The sequence below is a fragment of the Hwanghaeella sp. genome (assembly GCF_965227365.1).
Classification (GTDB): Bacteria; Pseudomonadota; Alphaproteobacteria; order UBA8366; family Aestuariispiraceae; genus Hwanghaeella.
This window is the reverse complement of the sequence record NZ_OZ245754.1, coordinates 4429672-4444842: the sequence shown is the minus strand read 5'-3', so window position 1 is coordinate 4444842 and position 15171 is coordinate 4429672. Positions and strand designations below refer to the sequence as shown.

14 protein-coding genes and 1 tRNA gene are annotated in these 15171 nt (G+C 62.3%); 5 read left to right on the top strand and 10 right to left on the bottom strand.

The window, feature by feature from the left end; translation table 11 throughout:
* Window positions 1-214 precede the first annotated feature (214 nt).
* From ACQK2G_RS20315 to ACQK2G_RS20305, 3 genes are all read left to right on the top strand, one after another.
* On the top strand, window positions 215-2335 hold the full coding sequence (locus tag ACQK2G_RS20315) for a S9 family peptidase (protein WP_425406858.1): 2121 nt from the start codon (window positions 215-217) through the stop codon (window positions 2333-2335).
* A gap of 74 nt (window positions 2336-2409) precedes the next feature.
* Window positions 2410-3363 carry a threonine/serine dehydratase gene (locus ACQK2G_RS20310; RefSeq protein WP_425406857.1) on the top strand — a complete coding sequence of 318 codons (954 nt, stop codon included), beginning with the start codon at window positions 2410-2412 and terminating at the stop codon, window positions 3361-3363.
* Between the two features lie 16 nt (window positions 3364-3379).
* Window positions 3380-4258 (top strand): 3'-5' exonuclease, encoded by an 879-nt coding sequence (locus ACQK2G_RS20305; RefSeq protein WP_425406856.1) that lies wholly within the window; start codon window positions 3380-3382, stop codon window positions 4256-4258.
* A gap of 4 nt (window positions 4259-4262) precedes the next feature.
* On the opposite strand, the gene pyrF is transcribed toward ACQK2G_RS20305, so the two are convergent.
* The 8 genes from pyrF to aroA all read right to left on the bottom strand — a co-directional run bounded on the left by pyrF (window position 4263) and on the right by aroA (window position 11968).
* Window positions 4263-5030 (bottom strand): orotidine-5'-phosphate decarboxylase, encoded by a 768-nt coding sequence (gene pyrF, locus ACQK2G_RS20300; protein WP_425406855.1) that lies wholly within the window; start codon window positions 5028-5030, stop codon window positions 4263-4265.
* 80 nt (window positions 5031-5110) lie between these two features.
* Window positions 5111-5473, bottom strand: a complete 363-nt coding sequence (locus tag ACQK2G_RS20295; protein WP_425406854.1) for a hypothetical protein — start codon at window positions 5471-5473, stop codon at window positions 5111-5113.
* A 37-nt stretch (window positions 5474-5510) separates the two neighbouring features.
* Window positions 5511-6827 carry an NAD(P)/FAD-dependent oxidoreductase gene (locus tag ACQK2G_RS20290; RefSeq protein WP_425406853.1) on the bottom strand — a complete coding sequence of 439 codons (1317 nt, stop codon included), beginning with the start codon at window positions 6825-6827 and terminating at the stop codon, window positions 5511-5513.
* A gap of 33 nt (window positions 6828-6860) precedes the next feature.
* Complete coding sequence (locus ACQK2G_RS20285) at window positions 6861-7274, bottom strand: lipopolysaccharide assembly protein LapA domain-containing protein (protein ID WP_425406852.1); 414 nt, start codon at window positions 7272-7274, stop codon at window positions 6861-6863.
* A 120-nt stretch (window positions 7275-7394) separates the two neighbouring features.
* On the bottom strand, window positions 7395-7676 hold the full coding sequence (gene ihfB / locus ACQK2G_RS20280) for an integration host factor subunit beta (RefSeq protein WP_425406851.1): 282 nt from the start codon (window positions 7674-7676) through the stop codon (window positions 7395-7397).
* Window positions 7677-8020: 344 nt separating this feature from the next.
* The gene (gene rpsA / locus ACQK2G_RS20275) at window positions 8021-9718 is read right to left on the bottom strand and encodes a 30S ribosomal protein S1 (protein ID WP_425406850.1); all 1698 of its coding nucleotides are present in this window, start codon (window positions 9716-9718) and stop codon (window positions 8021-8023) included.
* Between the two features lie 203 nt (window positions 9719-9921).
* The gene (gene cmk, locus ACQK2G_RS20270; RefSeq protein WP_425406849.1) at window positions 9922-10548 is read right to left on the bottom strand and encodes a (d)CMP kinase; all 627 of its coding nucleotides are present in this window, start codon (window positions 10546-10548) and stop codon (window positions 9922-9924) included.
* Window positions 10549-10603: 55 nt separating this feature from the next.
* On the bottom strand, window positions 10604-11968 hold the full coding sequence (gene aroA, locus ACQK2G_RS20265; RefSeq protein WP_425406848.1) for a 3-phosphoshikimate 1-carboxyvinyltransferase: 1365 nt from the start codon (window positions 11966-11968) through the stop codon (window positions 10604-10606).
* A 326-nt stretch (window positions 11969-12294) separates the two neighbouring features.
* Between aroA and ACQK2G_RS20260 the strand changes: the two genes are divergently transcribed.
* Both ACQK2G_RS20260 and ACQK2G_RS20255 read left to right on the top strand, forming a co-directional pair.
* Window positions 12295-12630, top strand: coding sequence for a TIGR02300 family protein (locus tag ACQK2G_RS20260; RefSeq protein WP_425406847.1), 336 nt, complete (start codon window positions 12295-12297; stop codon window positions 12628-12630).
* A 204-nt stretch (window positions 12631-12834) separates the two neighbouring features.
* Window positions 12835-12910: transfer RNA gene (locus tag ACQK2G_RS20255), tRNA-Ala, on the top strand.
* Window positions 12911-13277: 367 nt separating this feature from the next.
* On the opposite strand, the gene ACQK2G_RS20250 is transcribed toward ACQK2G_RS20255, so the two are convergent.
* Both ACQK2G_RS20250 and ACQK2G_RS20245 read right to left on the bottom strand, forming a co-directional pair.
* Entirely contained in the window at window positions 13278-13796 is a 519-nt protein-coding gene (locus ACQK2G_RS20250; RefSeq protein WP_425406846.1) for a hypothetical protein, read from the bottom strand.
* 34 nt (window positions 13797-13830) lie between these two features.
* The gene (locus ACQK2G_RS20245) at window positions 13831-14844 is read right to left on the bottom strand and encodes a hypothetical protein (RefSeq protein WP_425406845.1); all 1014 of its coding nucleotides are present in this window, start codon (window positions 14842-14844) and stop codon (window positions 13831-13833) included.
* Between the last annotated feature and the right edge of the window lie 327 nt (window positions 14845-15171).

Genomic DNA, 15171 nt, shown 5'->3' with positions numbered 1-15171 from the left:
TTTCTTCCTGCATGAGATTCGGAGTTAATGGCCGGAAGCGGGGGATGCAAGGGGTTTGGGCGGCGCCGGCGCGGGCGGAAAGCCTTGAACCATCGGAAAGAGTGGTTAGGTGTTGGGCGGACCGCCGCAAACCGCCGATCGACAGGGCGGCCGGCTTCGTCCGCCGCAGACCACCGTATTGCACGGTATGGCACGATTACATGGAGAATGACGCATGACCGATCCGAACCGCACCATCCTGCCCCCGCCTGCGACCCCGCTGCCCCCGGTGGCGGCGCGCAAGCTGGAGGAGCGCGACGTGCACGGAACGGTTCTGACGGACCTCTATGGCTGGCTGCGCGATCCGGGCTATCCCGCCGTGACGGACGAGGCGATCCTGGGCTACCTGAACGAAGAGAACGCCTATTTCGACGCGGTCATGAAGCCGCAGCAGCCGTTGATCGACACGCTGTTCGAAGAACTGAAGGGACGGATCAAGGATGACGATTCCTCCGTCCCGGTAAAAGACGGTGATTATTACTATTGGCGCCGGTTCGAGCCGGGCGCGCAATACCGTACCTGGCTGCGCCGCCCCGTGAAGGGGGCCGAGGACGCGGAACAGGTCATCCTGGACGAACCGACACTGGCCGGCGGGTTGGACTATTTCCGTCTGCGTGCCGCTTCCGTTTCGCCCGACGCGAACTTGCTGGCCTGGTCCAGCGATACGGACGGATCGGAACGCTTCACGATCCGCGTCAACGTCATCGCCCGGGGCGACCGAGGGGGCGATCAACTGACCGATGAAATCCCCAATACCAGCGGCGGGGTCGTCTGGTCGGCGGCGAGCGACAAGTTCTTCTATGTCGAACTCAGCGAACAGCTGCGCCCCTTCCGCGTTAAACTCCACACGCTGGGCGAGGACCCCGAAAACGACGTTGTGATCTACGAGGAACAGGACAACGCCTATTTCGTCGGCATCGGTGAATCGCAAAGCCGCCGCTTCGTCGAAATCGGTGCGGGCGATCACGTGACCAGCGAAATCCGTTTGATTCCCGCCGACGATCCGCTGGCCGACCCGATCCTGATCGCGCCGCGCGACCCGGGCGTCGAATACGACGTCGCCCATGCGGGCGATCATCTTTTCATTCGCACCAATGACACGCACAAGAATTCGCGTCTCGCCCGCGCGCCTCTATCCGCGCCGGGGCGGGAGAACTGGGTCGAACTGGAACCCGGCACCGATGGGCGCTATCTGCGCGGGGTGGAGGCCTTCAAGGACTTCCTGGTTCTGAGCGAGAGGATCGAGGGGATCGACCGGCTGCGCCTGCTGTTCCACAAGGGCGGCGAAATCACCGGCGAGCATGTCATCGAATTCGACGAGGACGTCTATACGGCCGGCCTGGGCGAAAACCCGGAATTCGACACCTCGGTCATCCAGGTCGGCTATACGTCCATGGTCACGCCGTCGACCGTCTACGATTTCGACGTGACCGCGAAGACGCTGACCACCCGCAAGGTGCAGGAGATTCCCAGCGGCTACGACAAGGCCGACTATGTCACGGAACGGGTGACGGTCACCGCGCGGGACGGCGCCAGGGTTCCCGTCTCCATCGTGCATTCCAAGGATTTCAAGCGTGATGGGTCGCGGCCGCTGCATCTCTACGGGTATGGGGCCTATGGGCTCGGCATGCCGCCGGCCTTCTCGACCAGCCGTATCAGCCTGCTGGAACGCGGCTTCGCCTTTGCCATCGCCCATATCCGGGGTGGCGACGAGTTGGGCTACGGCTGGTACGAGGCCGGCAAGCTGATGGACCGGAAGAACACCTTCAACGATTTCATCGACTGCGCCCGGGCACTGGAAGACCTGGGCTATGCCGCGCCGGGCGGGATCTCCATCTCAGGCGGCAGTGCCGGCGGCACCCTGATGGGCGTCGCCTTGAACGAGGCACCGGAATTGTGGCGCGCGGCTGTCGCCCATGTCCCCTTCGTCGATGTGATGAACACGATGCTGGACGATACCTTGCCGCTGACGCCGATCGAATGGCCGGAATGGGGCAACCCGATCACCGACAAACAGGCTTTCGACTATATCCTGGAATACAGCCCGTATGAGAATGTGAAGCCGCAGGACTACCCGCCGATCCTGATCACAGCGGGCCTCAGCGATCCGCGCGTCACCTATTGGGAACCGGCGAAATGGGCGGCCAAGCTGCGCGCGGAAAAGACCGACGGCAACGTCCTGATGCTGAAGACCAATATGGGCGCCGGCCATGGCGGCAAATCCGGCCGCTACGAGTCCCTGCATGAAACGGCGGAGGAATACGCCTTCCTGCTGATGGCTTTCGGGTTGGTGTAGCCGAGTTACCTTGACCCGTTCGGCGCATCGGAGTCTGTTGCCGCGGTGAAAGAATTTGGTCAGGGGGCGTTGCCATGGAAAATTTGAAACAGGCCGTCGAAGCGGCCGCCGAGCGGATCGGCCCGCACATCGTCACGACGCCCGTGGTGGAGGCGCCGAGCCTCAGCGCCGAGTTGGGCTGCGAGGTTTTCCTGAAGCTGGAGAACATCCAGAAGACCGGATCCTTCAAGATCCGCGGCGCGTTGAACAAGGTGCTGCAGTTGTCGGAGGCGGAAAAGGCGGCCGGGATCGTCACCGCGTCCTCCGGCAACCATGGCGCGGCCGTCAGCAAGGCCGCCCAGATCGCCGGGGGCAAGGTCGACATCTATGTGCCCGAAGGGGCCTCGCCCGCGAAGATCGCCAATATGGAACGCCTGGGCGGCACCGTGCATGTGCATGGCAGCGATTCCGGCAAGTCGGAAGTCGAGGCCCAGCGCGTCGCCAGGGAAACCGGCGCCACCTATGTTTCCCCCTATAACGACCCTGACGTGATCGCGGGTCAGGGCACGATCGGGCTGGAGCTGGCGCGGCAGGTGCCAGACATGGATGCGGTGGTAATCGCCGTCGGCGGTGGTGGCTTGGCCAGCGGCATTGCCGGTTATTTGAAATCCGTTCTGCCGACGGTTGAGACCATCGGCGCGGCCCCGGCGAATTCGGCGGCCATGATCGCTTCCATCGAGGCGGGCGAGATTGTCGAAATCCCGCACGACCCCACCCTGTCGGACGGCACGGCCGGCGGGCTGGACGAGGGCAGCATCACCTTCCCGCTTTGCCGCGACAACCTGGATACGCTGGTTCGAGTGAACGAAACCGCGATCGAGGATGCCTTTCGCGATCTGTTCCGCAACGAACATATGCTGGTCGAGGGGGCCGCCGCCGTGACCCTGGCGGCCTTGCGCCGGGAAGCGCCGCGCCTGAAGGGCAAGAAGGTCGTGCTGGTTCTCTGCGGGGCCAATATCAGCCCGGATGTGGTAAAGTCCCTGCTGTAGAAAGTTTGGGGGGACGATGATCGACAATAATGCCGCGGCGGCACTTCTGGACGCGGACCCGGATTTTCGGGTCCTGCGGCGCTTGGAGGTCAGCCTGATTCCGGTTTCGCCGCCGGGTGAGATGACCCGGCGCGCCGTCTTCCTGGATACCGAAACAACCGGCACCGACGTGTTGCAGGATCAGGTGATCGAACTGGCGATGGTTGCCTTCGATTACGACCCGGCGAGCGGTGCGGTGCATAAAGTGTACGAAGAGGAAGCCTTCAACCGCTTCCGCGACCCGGGCCGCCCCATTCCGCCGGAAGCCACCCGCGTCAACAACATCACCGACGACATGGTCGCCGGTCAGACGATTTCGGATGAGGAGGTTGAGGCCTTCCTGGAGGGCGTCGGCCTCGTGATCGCGCACAGCGCCTCCTTCGACCGGCCTATGGTGGAAAAGACCTGGCCCGTTTTTCAGGGGCTGAACTGGGCCTGTTCCATCGAGGATCTGGGTTGGAAGGAACGTGGCTTCGCCTCCAACAGCCTGGAATACCTTGTGATGAAACAGGGCTACTTCTTCGAAGGGCATCGGGCCAAGATCGACTGCCTCGCCGGTATCGCCGTTCTGGCCGCCACCCTGCCCACGGGGGAGAAGGTGCTTGCCGGGCTGCTGGACTCCGCGCGCAAGGCGCGCACGCTGGTCCGTGCGGTCAACTCGCCTTTCGAAACCAAGGATATCCTGCGGGCGCGCGGCTATCGCTGGGACGCGGCCGACCGGGTCTGGTGGACCCTGACCGAAGATTTGGAAGCCGAGCAGGCCTGGCTGGCCGACCACGTCTATGGCGGTCGCCTGCCGCCGCTGCCCCTGGCGCCGGTACGCGCCGATAACCGCTTTTCGCTGCGGGTCGGCTGACCCCCTACCCGTTCAGTTCTTCCGCGATGGATTTCGCCGCGGCCGCCGGGTCCGCCGCGCCGGTGATCGGGCGGCCGATGACGATCCAGTCGGCCCCCTCTTCCACCGCCTGTTTCGGGGTCATGACGCGTTTCTGGTCGCCGGTTTCGCTGCCCGCCGGCCGGATGCCCGGGACGATCAGGCGGAAGTCGGGACCGCAGACCTCACGGATGCGTTTGATCTCATGCGGCGAGCAGACGACGCCGTCCAAGCCGCATTTCTGGGTCAGCTCCGCCAGGCGGATGACCTGATCGCTGGCCGGGCCGCGCTGGCCGACCGCATCCAGGTCACCGTCATCCATGCTGGTCAGGACCGTGACGCCGATCAGGATCGGTCGCACGGTGCCGAGCGGCTCGGCCGCGAAATTGGCGGCGTCCAGCGCGGCCTTCATCATCGCCGGGCCGCCGCCCGCATGGACGTTCAGGATCATCGGCGTCAGCGGCATGACCGAGCGCACCGCGCCCGCCACCGTGTTCGGGATGTCGTGGAATTTCAGGTCCAGGAACAGCGGCTGTTGCGGCACCGCCTGCCCATGCGGCGTTTCCTCCAGGCTGCCGCGCGAGACGCGCCGCACGCCGTCGGGCCCGTTGGCGTTGAAGAATTCAAGGCCGAGCTTCACGCCGCCGACCAGACCGTTCAGATCACGGGACAGCGAAACCGCGCGTTCCACATCCGGGGTGTCGAGCGCGACCAATACGCGCTGGTGGGGTTTCGTCGGGCGTGGATGGGCCATGGCAGAGTTCCTCCGCGGGTCAGCTGTTCAGATTGTCAGGCTGAAACCTGCGAATACACGCTTTGCCGTGTGGCGGCAACCTATTCGGCCGCCGCCGTGCCCTTATCGGCCCAGGGGGCGGGTATCGGTTCGCCGTCGACGCGGACCTCGTCGGCCACGTTGTCCAGCACCACGTGATTGTCGTAAATCGCCAAGGTGGGGCGGGCGCCGAAGCGGCCTTCCATCCAATCGGCCCAGTCCTCGTTGAACCAGGCATCCGCGTCCTCGCGGGTCTCGAACATATAGACGCCGCCGCCGCCCTGGTCGCCGTTCAGATAGAATTTCTGGCGCAGGCCTTTGACGTCGTGAAAAATTTCGCCCGCCGATTTCACGGACAGGGCGACGACATCGTCGCGCGGGCGTTTCGGGCCGTCGAAGGGAATTTGAACGATGGCGATGATCATGGCGGTTTGCCTCCCGGTCTGGTGCCGGTCCGAGGCCTCAGCCCAGCACCGACATGCTGCTTTCCGTGTTGATCTCCCGCCGGCGCGAATAGAAGCCAAGGCTCACCGTGCGGCCGATATTCTCCAGGTGGAAGTCCAACGGATCGGCATCGTGGTCGTGACCCGCTTCGCAGGCTTCGATCAGATGCGCCATCAGTTTACCGGCAACCGGTGCGTTCTTGTACTGGTTTCCGCTGGTGCCGATCGCGACATAAAAGCCCGGCAGATCGGTCTTGTCGTAGATTGGGATCCAGTCGTCCGACGCATCGTACAGCGCGGTCACGCCGCGCACCGGCGTGGTGACCGGCAAGGTCGGATAGCGCTGGGCTTGACGATAGACCTGGACCTTCCACTGATCGGTGAAGCTGTCGTCCCAGTCGTCCGGGTCGACGAAGATGCGCGGATCGCATTCCGGGTCTTCCGACCCGATCAGCACATGATTGCCCTGTTCCGGGCGGCTGTAGACGGAAATGTCGCTATCGGAAATCACGTAGCCCAGCTTTTCGTAATCGAAGCCCGGGGGCGCCGGGACGTGGCTGACTTCCTGTTTCAGCGCGGCGGTCTTGATGTTGAACCCGTCCGTCACGCCCGCCATGTCGTTGATCTTGGAGGAATGCGGCCCGGCCACGTTGACGACGACCTTGGCGCGGATCTCGGTGCCGTCCGACAGTTTCACGCCGACGGCGCGGCCGTCTTCCTGCAGAATCTCGGCGACGGCCGCGTTGTACAGGAACCGGCCGCCCTTGCGTTCCGCGGCGGCGGCGATGTTCTGCGCCGACAGCTGCGGGTCGTTGACGTAACCCGCGGTCGGGAAATGCACCGCGCCGTAGATCTCACCGCCCGCCTTGTTGCCGAAATCCGGGTCGTCGAGTGCGCGGGCCGGCGTGAACCGGCTGGTATCGACGAAGGGCAGGTGTTCCTTGATCTGCTCCGGGGTCCATTCATCGAAGGGAACGCCCAGGTCGCGGGCCCGCGCGATGATGGTCTCCATCTTGTTGTTGGCATCGACCTTGTAGACCATGCAGCCGCACTGCACGAATTTGGCCAGGTTCTCGTCCGGCGCGGCTTCCAGATAGTCGCGGAAGTTTTCCCAATACTTGAAGCCTTCATAGGCCAGCGCGGTGCCGTCATAGGTCGAATAATGGACCCGGATGATGGCGCAGCTGGCGCTGGTCGAGCCGTATCCGGCGACCGGATTCTTGTCGATGTTGAGCGTCTTCCAGCCCTTCTTGGCCAGCTCGTACCCGACCGCGGCACCGATCACGCCGGCACCGATGATGATGGCGTCGACGGGGCCAACAACCTTGTCACTCATTTCCGGAGAACTCCCAATCGCAGGGTGAGAAAATCAGGCCGCCGCGCGGTCTTTGTCCTTATCGGCTGTATCGTCTTCGATACGGGCGGGCAAGGTCTGCTGTTGGCCGATGGCGCGCTGCTCGGTATTTGCCTGACTAGATCCCGCTTGCGCGGAGCGGGCAACGGACAATTCCTGTTCCAGGCGCTTTACCTTGCGTTCCGCCTCCTCTGCCCTGTGCCGGGCGTCGCGCGCGCGTTTACGGCCGGCCCCGGCGCCGAGCCAGGCGACGATGCCGCCGACCAGGAATCCGATCAGGAAGGGAATGAAAACCAGAAGATAGGTGACGATCGGGATCTCGAACGGCAGCGGCCAGATCTGCACGATCACCGTTTCCTGGTTCGACAGCGCGAACACGACCGCCGGGGCGGCCAGGATCAGAAGGAAGAGCCAGTAGATGTAACGCATGTCGACCCTCGAGAATGGCGAACCAGGCGCCGGAAGGACCCATCAACGCGGTCCGATGAACGACAGTATATGCAAAGCCCCGTGACCCACCAACGGGCCGGTCCGGACGGCATGCAGGCGTTACTCGCCGTTCAACCGCTCCCGCAGCTGCTTGCCGGTCTTGAAGAACGGCACTGCCTTCGCCTCGACCGAGACGGAGGCACCGGTCCGCGGGTTGCGGCCGACGCGCGCGCCGCGGCGCTTGACCGAAAAGGCACCGAATCCGCGAAGCTCCACACGATCGCCATTGGCCAACGCCGAGGAGATTTCCTCGAAGATGGTGGTGACGATCCGTTCCACGTCCCGATGGTACAAGTGCGGGTTCCGTTGCGCGATTGTCGCGATCAACTCGGACCGTGTCATCAGTACCCCCTGATCTGCGCTGTCTGCCCAGGTCCTGTCCAAGGCGGGCAAGCGGATTGTTCCCGGTGCACTCTAACTGGGTCGATTTGGCCAAAATTTCACCGGCCGTCACCGGCGTTTGCCGGCGGGCGGTGCGCCGTGGCGACCCGAAGCTTTGATTAAGTTCGGAAAAGGTTGCCGCGTCGAAGGTTTCGCGTCAAGCGGCAGAAACCGATACAACACATTTATCTGCAAAGAAAAACCCGCCGGGGCAAGGTTGCCGCCGGCGGGTAATCGGAACACTGCGGGATGGACGGGGCCGCGATGAAACGCCGCCCCATTCATGCAAGCCCATCCATGCAGGCTTATTCCTTGTTGCCTTCCTGCTGCCGCTGCAGAGCCGCACCCAGGATGTCGCCGAGCGACGCGCCGGAGTCGGAGCTGCCGTAGTTTTCCATCGCTTCTTTTTCTTCAGCCTGTTCGAAGGCCTTGATGGAAAGCGTCAGCTTGCGGGAAGCCTTGTCGATGGCCGTGACCTTGGCGTCGACCTTCTCGCCTTCGGCGAAACGGTCGGGGCGCTGTTCGGAACGGTCGCGGCTGAGGTCGGCCTTGCGGATGAAGCCCGGAATGGCGTCATTGACCAGAACCTCGACACCGTTGTCGACGACCTTGCTGACGACACAGGTGACGACCGCACCCTTCTTGACCTCACCCATCGCATCGGCGAACGGATCGCTGGCCAGCTGCTTGATGCCCAGGCTGATGCGTTCCTTGTCGGTGTCGATATCGAGCACCTTGGCCTGGACCATGTCGCCCTTGTTGAAGTCGCCGAGCGCTTCTTCCGGGGACTTTTCCCAGGAGATGTCGGACATGTGGACCATGCCGTCGATCTCGCCCGGCAGACCGACGAACAGACCGAATTCGGTGATGTTCTTGATCTCGCCTTCGATCTCGGTACCGACCGGATGCTGGGCCGCGAAGTCTTCCCACGGATTGCTCAGGCACTGCTTGATGCCCAGGCTGATCCGGCGCTTGGCGGGATCGATGTCCAGCACCATGACTTCCACTTCCTGGCTGGTCGAAATGATCTTGCCGGGGTGGACGTTCTTCTTGGTCCAGGACATTTCGGAAACGTGGACCAGGCCTTCGATACCCGGCTCCAGCTCCACGAAGGCGCCGTAATCGGTGATGTTCGTGACCGTGCCGACGAACTTGGCGCCCAGCGGGTATTTCGCTTCCACGCCTTCCCACGGATCGGCTTCAAGCTGCTTCATGCCCAGGCTGATGCGCTGGGTTTCGGCGTTGAAGCGAATGACCTGAACCTTGACGGTCTCGCCGAAGGTGAGGACTTCCGACGGGTGGTTGATGCGCTTCCAGGAGATGTCCGTGACGTGCAGCAGGCCGTCGACACCGCCCAGATCGACGAAGGCGCCGTAATCGGTGATGTTCTTCACAACACCTTCCAGGACCATGCCTTCCTTCAGGTTCTCGATCAGTTCGCTGCGCTGTTCCGCACGCGTCTCTTCCAGAACGGCGCGGCGGGAAACCACGATGTTGCCGCGGCTGCGGTCCATCTTCAGGATCTGGAACGGCTGCGGCGTGTTCATCAGCGGGGTGACGTCGCGGACCGGGCGGATATCCACCTGGCTGCCCGGCAGGAACGCGACGGCGCCGCCCAGGTCGACGGTGAAGCCGCCCTTGACGCGGCCGAAGATCGAACCGTTGACGCGCTCGTTCGCGGCGTAGCTTTCTTCCAGTTTGGTCCAGGCTTCTTCGCGCTTCGCGCGTTCGCGGGACAGAACCGCTTCGCCGTTGCGGTCTTCAAGACGCTCGACGAAAACCTCGACCGTATCGCCCGGCTGCAGATTGGCGGGCTCGGCCGCCGTGCCGAATTCCTTCAGCGCGACCCGGCCTTCGGCCTTCAGGCCGACGTCGATCAGCGCCATGTCGTTGTCGACCGAAATCACGGTGCCCTTAACGACGGTGCCGAGGATGCTGGACTGCGCGCCGAACGACTCTTCCAGCAGGTCGGCAAAACTTTCTTTAACCATTTCGGAACTCATATGAGGAAAATCCTTTCACGTGTCGTGTTCCTGCCAACCGGTTGTCTCCGGTGGTCTTGCCCCGTAGCTCGGCCGCGCCCACCGCGGGCAGCGTTGAAAAGCCGAAAGACCTTGCGGCGCGGAGCTCGAACGCAAGGCGTACCAATTGGGACCCTGCCGGGTCCGGCCGCTCTAAAATACTCAGCGGGTAAAAACAGCGTCTGCTAAGCGAGGCGCCCTTCCACGATCTTCAGTGCCTCCGCAAAGGCTTCGTCGATCGACATCGCGCTGGTATCCAGCACTTGGGCGTCATCGGCGGGGCGAAGGGGCGCGTCGGCGCGGTTCGTATCCCGCTCGTCCCGTTCCCTCAACTCCTGCAGAACGCGCGCGTATATACTGTCTTCCCCGCGGGAAAGCAATTCCTTGTGGCGCCGCTCGGCCCGAACCTCGACCGAAGCGGTGACGAAAAGCTTCGCCGGCGCATCCGGGCAGATCACCGTGCCGATGTCGCGGCCGTCCAATACCGCACCCGGTCGGCGGGCCGCGAAGGCGATCTGAAAGTCCTTCAAGGCGGCCCGAACCGCCCCGATCGCCGCGACTTTCGAGGCCGCCGCCGCGGCGTCGTCACCCGACAGGGCCGGGTCGTCCAGCCGCGCCGGATCGATGCTGTTCGCCGCCTCTACCGCGGCCGTTTCGTCCGACGGGTCCTTCCCGGCGTTCAGGACGGCAAGGCCGGTCGCGCGATAGAGCTTGCCGGTGTCCAGATAGTCGTAGCCGAAATGGGCGGCCAGTTTCCGCGCCAGGGTTCCCTTGCCGCTGGCCGCCGGGCCGTCCACTGCGATAACCGTCATCGTCTCTACCGTTCCTGTTTCTTTTCCGTCGTCCGTATCTTCTACTCGAATGGGCCTAATCCGGCGCGATATCCGCGCCCAGCCCGTTCATCAAGCCGACGAAGTCGGGGAAGCTGGTGCCGATGGCCTCGCCGTCGTCGATCCTGACCGGCGCTTCGGCCGCATGGCCGAGCACCAGGGCGCTCATCGCGATCCGGTGGTCCAGATGGGTCTGCACCGTGCCGCCGCCGGGAACCCCCTTGCCGCCGGGCCCGCCGGTGCCGTGCACGATCATCCAGTCCTCGCCGTCCTCGACGGTCACGCCGTTTTCCCGCAGCAGGGCGGCGACGGCGGCCAGCCGGTCGGATTCCTTGACCCGCAATTCGTGAATGCCGCGCATCACCGTTTTGCCCTCCGCATAGGCGGCGGCGACCGCCAGGATCGGATATTCGTCGATCATGCTGGGCGCGCGCTCGGCCGGGACCTCGATGCCCTTCAGGGCGGAGGCCTTAACCGTGAAGTCGCCGACCGGTTCTCCGCCTTCGTCACGGCGGTTCTCGATCGAGATATCCGCGCCCATTTCCTGCAATGTCGTGTAGAGCCCCGTGCGCGTCTCGTTCAGGCCGATATTGGGCAGATGCAATTCGGACCCCGCCGCGATCAGGGCGGCGACGATGGGAAAACCCGCCGAGCTGGGATCCGCCGGCACCCGGATCGGGTCTTTTGGCGCGGTCAGTTCCGGCTGTCCTATGACGGTGATCCGGCGGCTGCCGTCCGCGCGATCCTCGACCGTCACGGTCGCACCGAAATGGCGCAGCAGGCGTTCGGTATGGTCACGGGTCGCCTGCGGTTCGATCACCGTGGTGGCGCCGCGCGCCGCAAGGCCGGCCAGCAGCACGGCCGATTTCACCTGGGCCGAGGCGACCGGCAATTCGTATTCGATCGGCACCGGCTCTTCCTTGCCGGTGATGGCCAGCGGCAGGCGGCCGCCGCTGCGGGTGGTGAATTGCGCGCCCATCTGGGCGAGCGGCACGGTCACGCGGCCCATCGGGCGCTTGCGCAGCGAAGCGTCCCCGGTCATGAAGGCGGTGATGCCGTGTCCCGCCAGCACGCCCAGCAGCAGCCGCGCCGCGGTCCCGGAATTCCCCATATCCAGCACGTCGGCCGGTTCGGTCAGCCCGCCGATGCCGACGCCGCGGACCCGCCAGCTGCCGTCGGCTTCCATATCGACGGAGGCGCCGAGCGCCCGGAAGGCCTCGGCCGTACGGATCACGTCCTCGCCGGTCAGCACGTCCAGGATACGGGTTTCGCCCACGGCCAGGCCGCCGAACATCACCGCGCGGTGGGAAATCGACTTGTCGCCCGGGACCTTCACCCTGCCGCGCAAGGCCCCGCCGGGACGGGCCGTGATGGGTTTGGGGGCGGTCTCATGGTCGGACATGGCGCGTTTCTCGCGGTTATGGGACGGGGGCCGTCGGCCGGGTTCATGGCGCGCCCCTCTAGCATGGAGATCCGGACGCGTCACCCGTTCTGCGCGCCGCGCGCCAATGCCCAATGCGAATCACGGGCATTTTGCTTTTGACAGGCTGGACGGAAATTGGCAAAAGCCGCGGCCAGCATAGCGTGATAACTTGCTTGACGGTGCGGCTGGACGGGCGCGGGAGTGAACGTCGCGACCGGCCAATCGTGGGAAGCCGGCCTATTGGACGCCGGAACGGGCGGGGGCCAGACGGACCGCCGGCCGTCATGTTTTCGAGGAGATGAGTTTTGGCCAAACCGGAATTGGGTATCAAGCGGACCTGCATGAGCTGTGCCGCGAAGTTCTACGATCTGGAAAAGGATCCGATCCTGTGCCCGTCCTGCGGCGCGGAATTCGACCCTGAATCGGCGATGAAGCTGAAGCGCGGCCGCAACGCGCCGGCGAACGACGACAAGCCGGCCAAGGAAGCCAAAAAGAAAGAGGCGGCGTCCGACGAGGATTCGGATGATCTCGACGTCGATTTGGACGATGACGACGAGGACGTGCTGGAAGACACCAGCGATCTCGACGACGATGACGACGTGCCGGGCGTTGCCGGTTCGGACGACGACGACGACAGCTAAGTATGCCGGCGCCGGCCCGTATCGGCGGGCCGTGCGAAGGACTTTGGCGGTGCGGCGCGAATAGTGCTTGCACCACCGGCGGGAAGGCTTATAACACCGCCCGCACCCGCCGCAGCGGCAACGCCGAAGCGGCAGGCAGGTTCCCTCCCAAAGGAACCGCGACATTGGCGAAAGCAGGCATCGGCCCTGTGTTATCGCCCGGATGGGGCCGTAGCTCAGTTGGGAGAGCGCTACAATGGCATTGTAGAGGTCAGGGGTTCGATTCCCCTCGGCTCCACCAATTTAACCCCTTGGTTTTCCAAGGGGTTTTGTGTTTCTGGTCTCCCGTTCATTCGCCCGATTTCGCTCGGGTAGGCACGCGACGGCAAATCGAAGAATTTTTTGTGCGGGCCGAAGTTGTTGAGGCTGGTGTCAGCGAACGTGTTTCTCTGCCAGCGCCCCAGAGTCGATCCACCGTGCCGTCCTAACGAGGCCGGTGCGTTCCCCCATCCGAAAGTCCGGGCATCTTCGATCTTCGGAAATCGATGAAGGGGGGAGTGGGGGTAGGGTGGGGGGAAATAGCGCCAGAGCAGTTGATTTCCCTCAGACCCCTGTTATTTGCAGCAGCCGAGCCAAAAAATCTCTTGGCACAAGTGCCATCACCCTAACTACTCATCGTCCTTGAATACGAGATTGTCGAGGAGGCGTTTTTTCCAGCCATCAGGAAACGGAACAACGACATCGCCAGCGCTGGTCTTTATCTCGCATGTGATCTTGCCCACCCGTTGCCGCAAAAAAGGCATCTTGTGGCCCAACGCGTCGAGTTTGACCTCATACTGGCTCTGGGCGGGAATGAAGACGCCTCGATAACTCGAAGCGAAACCGCTGCCGCCAATTCCTGACCGACCGTTCGCCGCGACCTCATGGACCGTCACCGAGGCGGAAAAGACCTCGAATTGGAATTCCTGGCGGTTCTCCAACAGAAAAAGAACCGAAGATTCTGTCAGTTCAGGCTTTTCTCCGGTGTTGCCGTTGGGGAACTCCATAGTACTGTTGATACGAATGTCCTTAACGACGAAGCGCTTCCTACGATGGAGGGTTGCCCATAGAGCTATGGCGACCGCGCCAACAGTGCCGATTGCAGAGAACGCGCCTATGACGAGGGACCAGATTTCAAAGTCAGTCATATTCGGCTCCGACCCGTCGGAATTTACGGCCATGTCACCGTGATTCATTGCCCCACGGTCCATAAAACAGCTTGTGAACGGTCTTTCGAATTTTGGAACATTTATCGACGGTTACCGTAGGGCTATGTCCGGTGTGCACAATCTTGTTTCGAATATCAAACAGCTCATGGATGCGGCTCCAATCTGACTTTGAAAGCCCTTGCCATTTCGGCTTGGCAAAACGATCAATCAACATTCTCCCGGTAATATGATGCTCAACAACATCAATTATGTTGTCGGTAGTTTGTGTTGGGAAAGCATCAAAAAACTCCGAAAGAAAAAATGACTCACAGGCAATAGCGTAGTACGCGACCGCACCTTGAATATTACCATTCGCTTCTGAGAATTTCCCCTCTGCGATCCAGTTTGCCCAAACTGGCGGCTCATCACCTTTTCGCAGTGCTGCTCGGGCGTCCTGCCAGTCGGAATTGGTGACTAAGTAATTTCGAGAGACAACGTAGTGGCCATAGCCTGTGCCGAATGACGTGTTCTGTCGTGGGTCGATGACGTTTGCACCGTGGGCCTGGTCAGGCATGTCTAGATTGACTCGTCCCAGCAGTCCTTCGCCAGTTTTCCATCGCATGACTCTTAGCCAGAAGCGGAATACCTCGTTTGCAAGCAGGCCATACGGTTTCAGGCTATCAGAAAACTTCTCTTGATCACCTTTCGACATCGATTCGTAAGGGGTTCTCAGAGCCGACGGTAATACAACAGGCACACGAACGGACTCCGTCATCTGAATGAAGACTAAGACCCGATGAATAGAGTAAGTCGCATCCCTGATTCCACCACGCGGGCCAGGGCGATGAGACCGCAACATTCCGTAGTTGGTTGGATTATAGCCGGGACCTCTGTTGATCTCCCTTTTTGTTGGCAACCTTATCGTCACTTTCTTTCCAGCGCGCTCGAATTTGTGCGCCCGTCCGAGTAGTCGATCTTCAATATCAAAGCAGTCGACGAAGAACTCGTGCCGTGTGATTGGCTGCACATCTTCGTGTTTAGATTCCATTGTGACGCCAGTTGTATGACTTGTTCGCATCCTGCGCTCGGATAGCCAAGGAAAGCCTTAGGTTGAAAAATTTTGATTGGCTACGAGAACACGATTCGGAGCCTTGAGGTCAGCATGCTACTTCAGCATTGAGGAGATACTTAGCACCACCGTGATCAATCTGGTTTCTGCTGGCTTGCCAAGATACGGCGGGCTATAGGTTTGGCTCACTAAAATAGTTAGGGCTCGGTAAGAGCCCCCTCCCAGTCCGCTAAAATCTCAAACATCTGGTTCGATGTTTGTCCACTCGGCTACACCAGTTTTTCTCTTCAGAGCTAACGTTGGTTT

What these genes read in the sequence shown, in the direction of transcription:
- ACQK2G_RS20315 (WP_425406858.1), top strand. Translation starts at nt 215, where the DNA reads ATGACCGATCCGAACCGCACCATCCTGCCCCCGCCTGCGACCCCGCTG.
- ACQK2G_RS20310 (WP_425406857.1), top strand. Translation starts at nt 2,410, where the DNA reads ATGGAAAATTTGAAACAGGCCGTCGAAGCGGCCGCCGAGCGGATCGGC.
- ACQK2G_RS20305 (WP_425406856.1), top strand. Translation starts at nt 3,380, where the DNA reads ATGATCGACAATAATGCCGCGGCGGCACTTCTGGACGCGGACCCGGAT.
- pyrF (WP_425406855.1), bottom strand. Translation starts at nt 5,030, where the DNA reads ATGGCCCATCCACGCCCGACGAAACCCCACCAGCGCGTATTGGTCGCG.
- ACQK2G_RS20295 (WP_425406854.1), bottom strand. Translation starts at nt 5,473, where the DNA reads ATGATCATCGCCATCGTTCAAATTCCCTTCGACGGCCCGAAACGCCCG.
- ACQK2G_RS20290 (WP_425406853.1), bottom strand. Translation starts at nt 6,827, where the DNA reads ATGAGTGACAAGGTTGTTGGCCCCGTCGACGCCATCATCATCGGTGCC.
- ACQK2G_RS20285 (WP_425406852.1), bottom strand. Translation starts at nt 7,274, where the DNA reads ATGCGTTACATCTACTGGCTCTTCCTTCTGATCCTGGCCGCCCCGGCG.
- ihfB (WP_425406851.1), bottom strand. Translation starts at nt 7,676, where the DNA reads ATGACACGGTCCGAGTTGATCGCGACAATCGCGCAACGGAACCCGCAC.
- rpsA (WP_425406850.1), bottom strand. Translation starts at nt 9,718, where the DNA reads ATGAGTTCCGAAATGGTTAAAGAAAGTTTTGCCGACCTGCTGGAAGAG.
- cmk (WP_425406849.1), bottom strand. Translation starts at nt 10,548, where the DNA reads ATGACGGTTATCGCAGTGGACGGCCCGGCGGCCAGCGGCAAGGGAACC.
- aroA (WP_425406848.1), bottom strand. Translation starts at nt 11,968, where the DNA reads ATGTCCGACCATGAGACCGCCCCCAAACCCATCACGGCCCGTCCCGGC.
- ACQK2G_RS20250 (WP_425406846.1), bottom strand. Translation starts at nt 13,796, where the DNA reads ATGACTGACTTTGAAATCTGGTCCCTCGTCATAGGCGCGTTCTCTGCA.
- ACQK2G_RS20245 (WP_425406845.1), bottom strand. Translation starts at nt 14,844, where the DNA reads ATGGAATCTAAACACGAAGATGTGCAGCCAATCACACGGCACGAGTTC.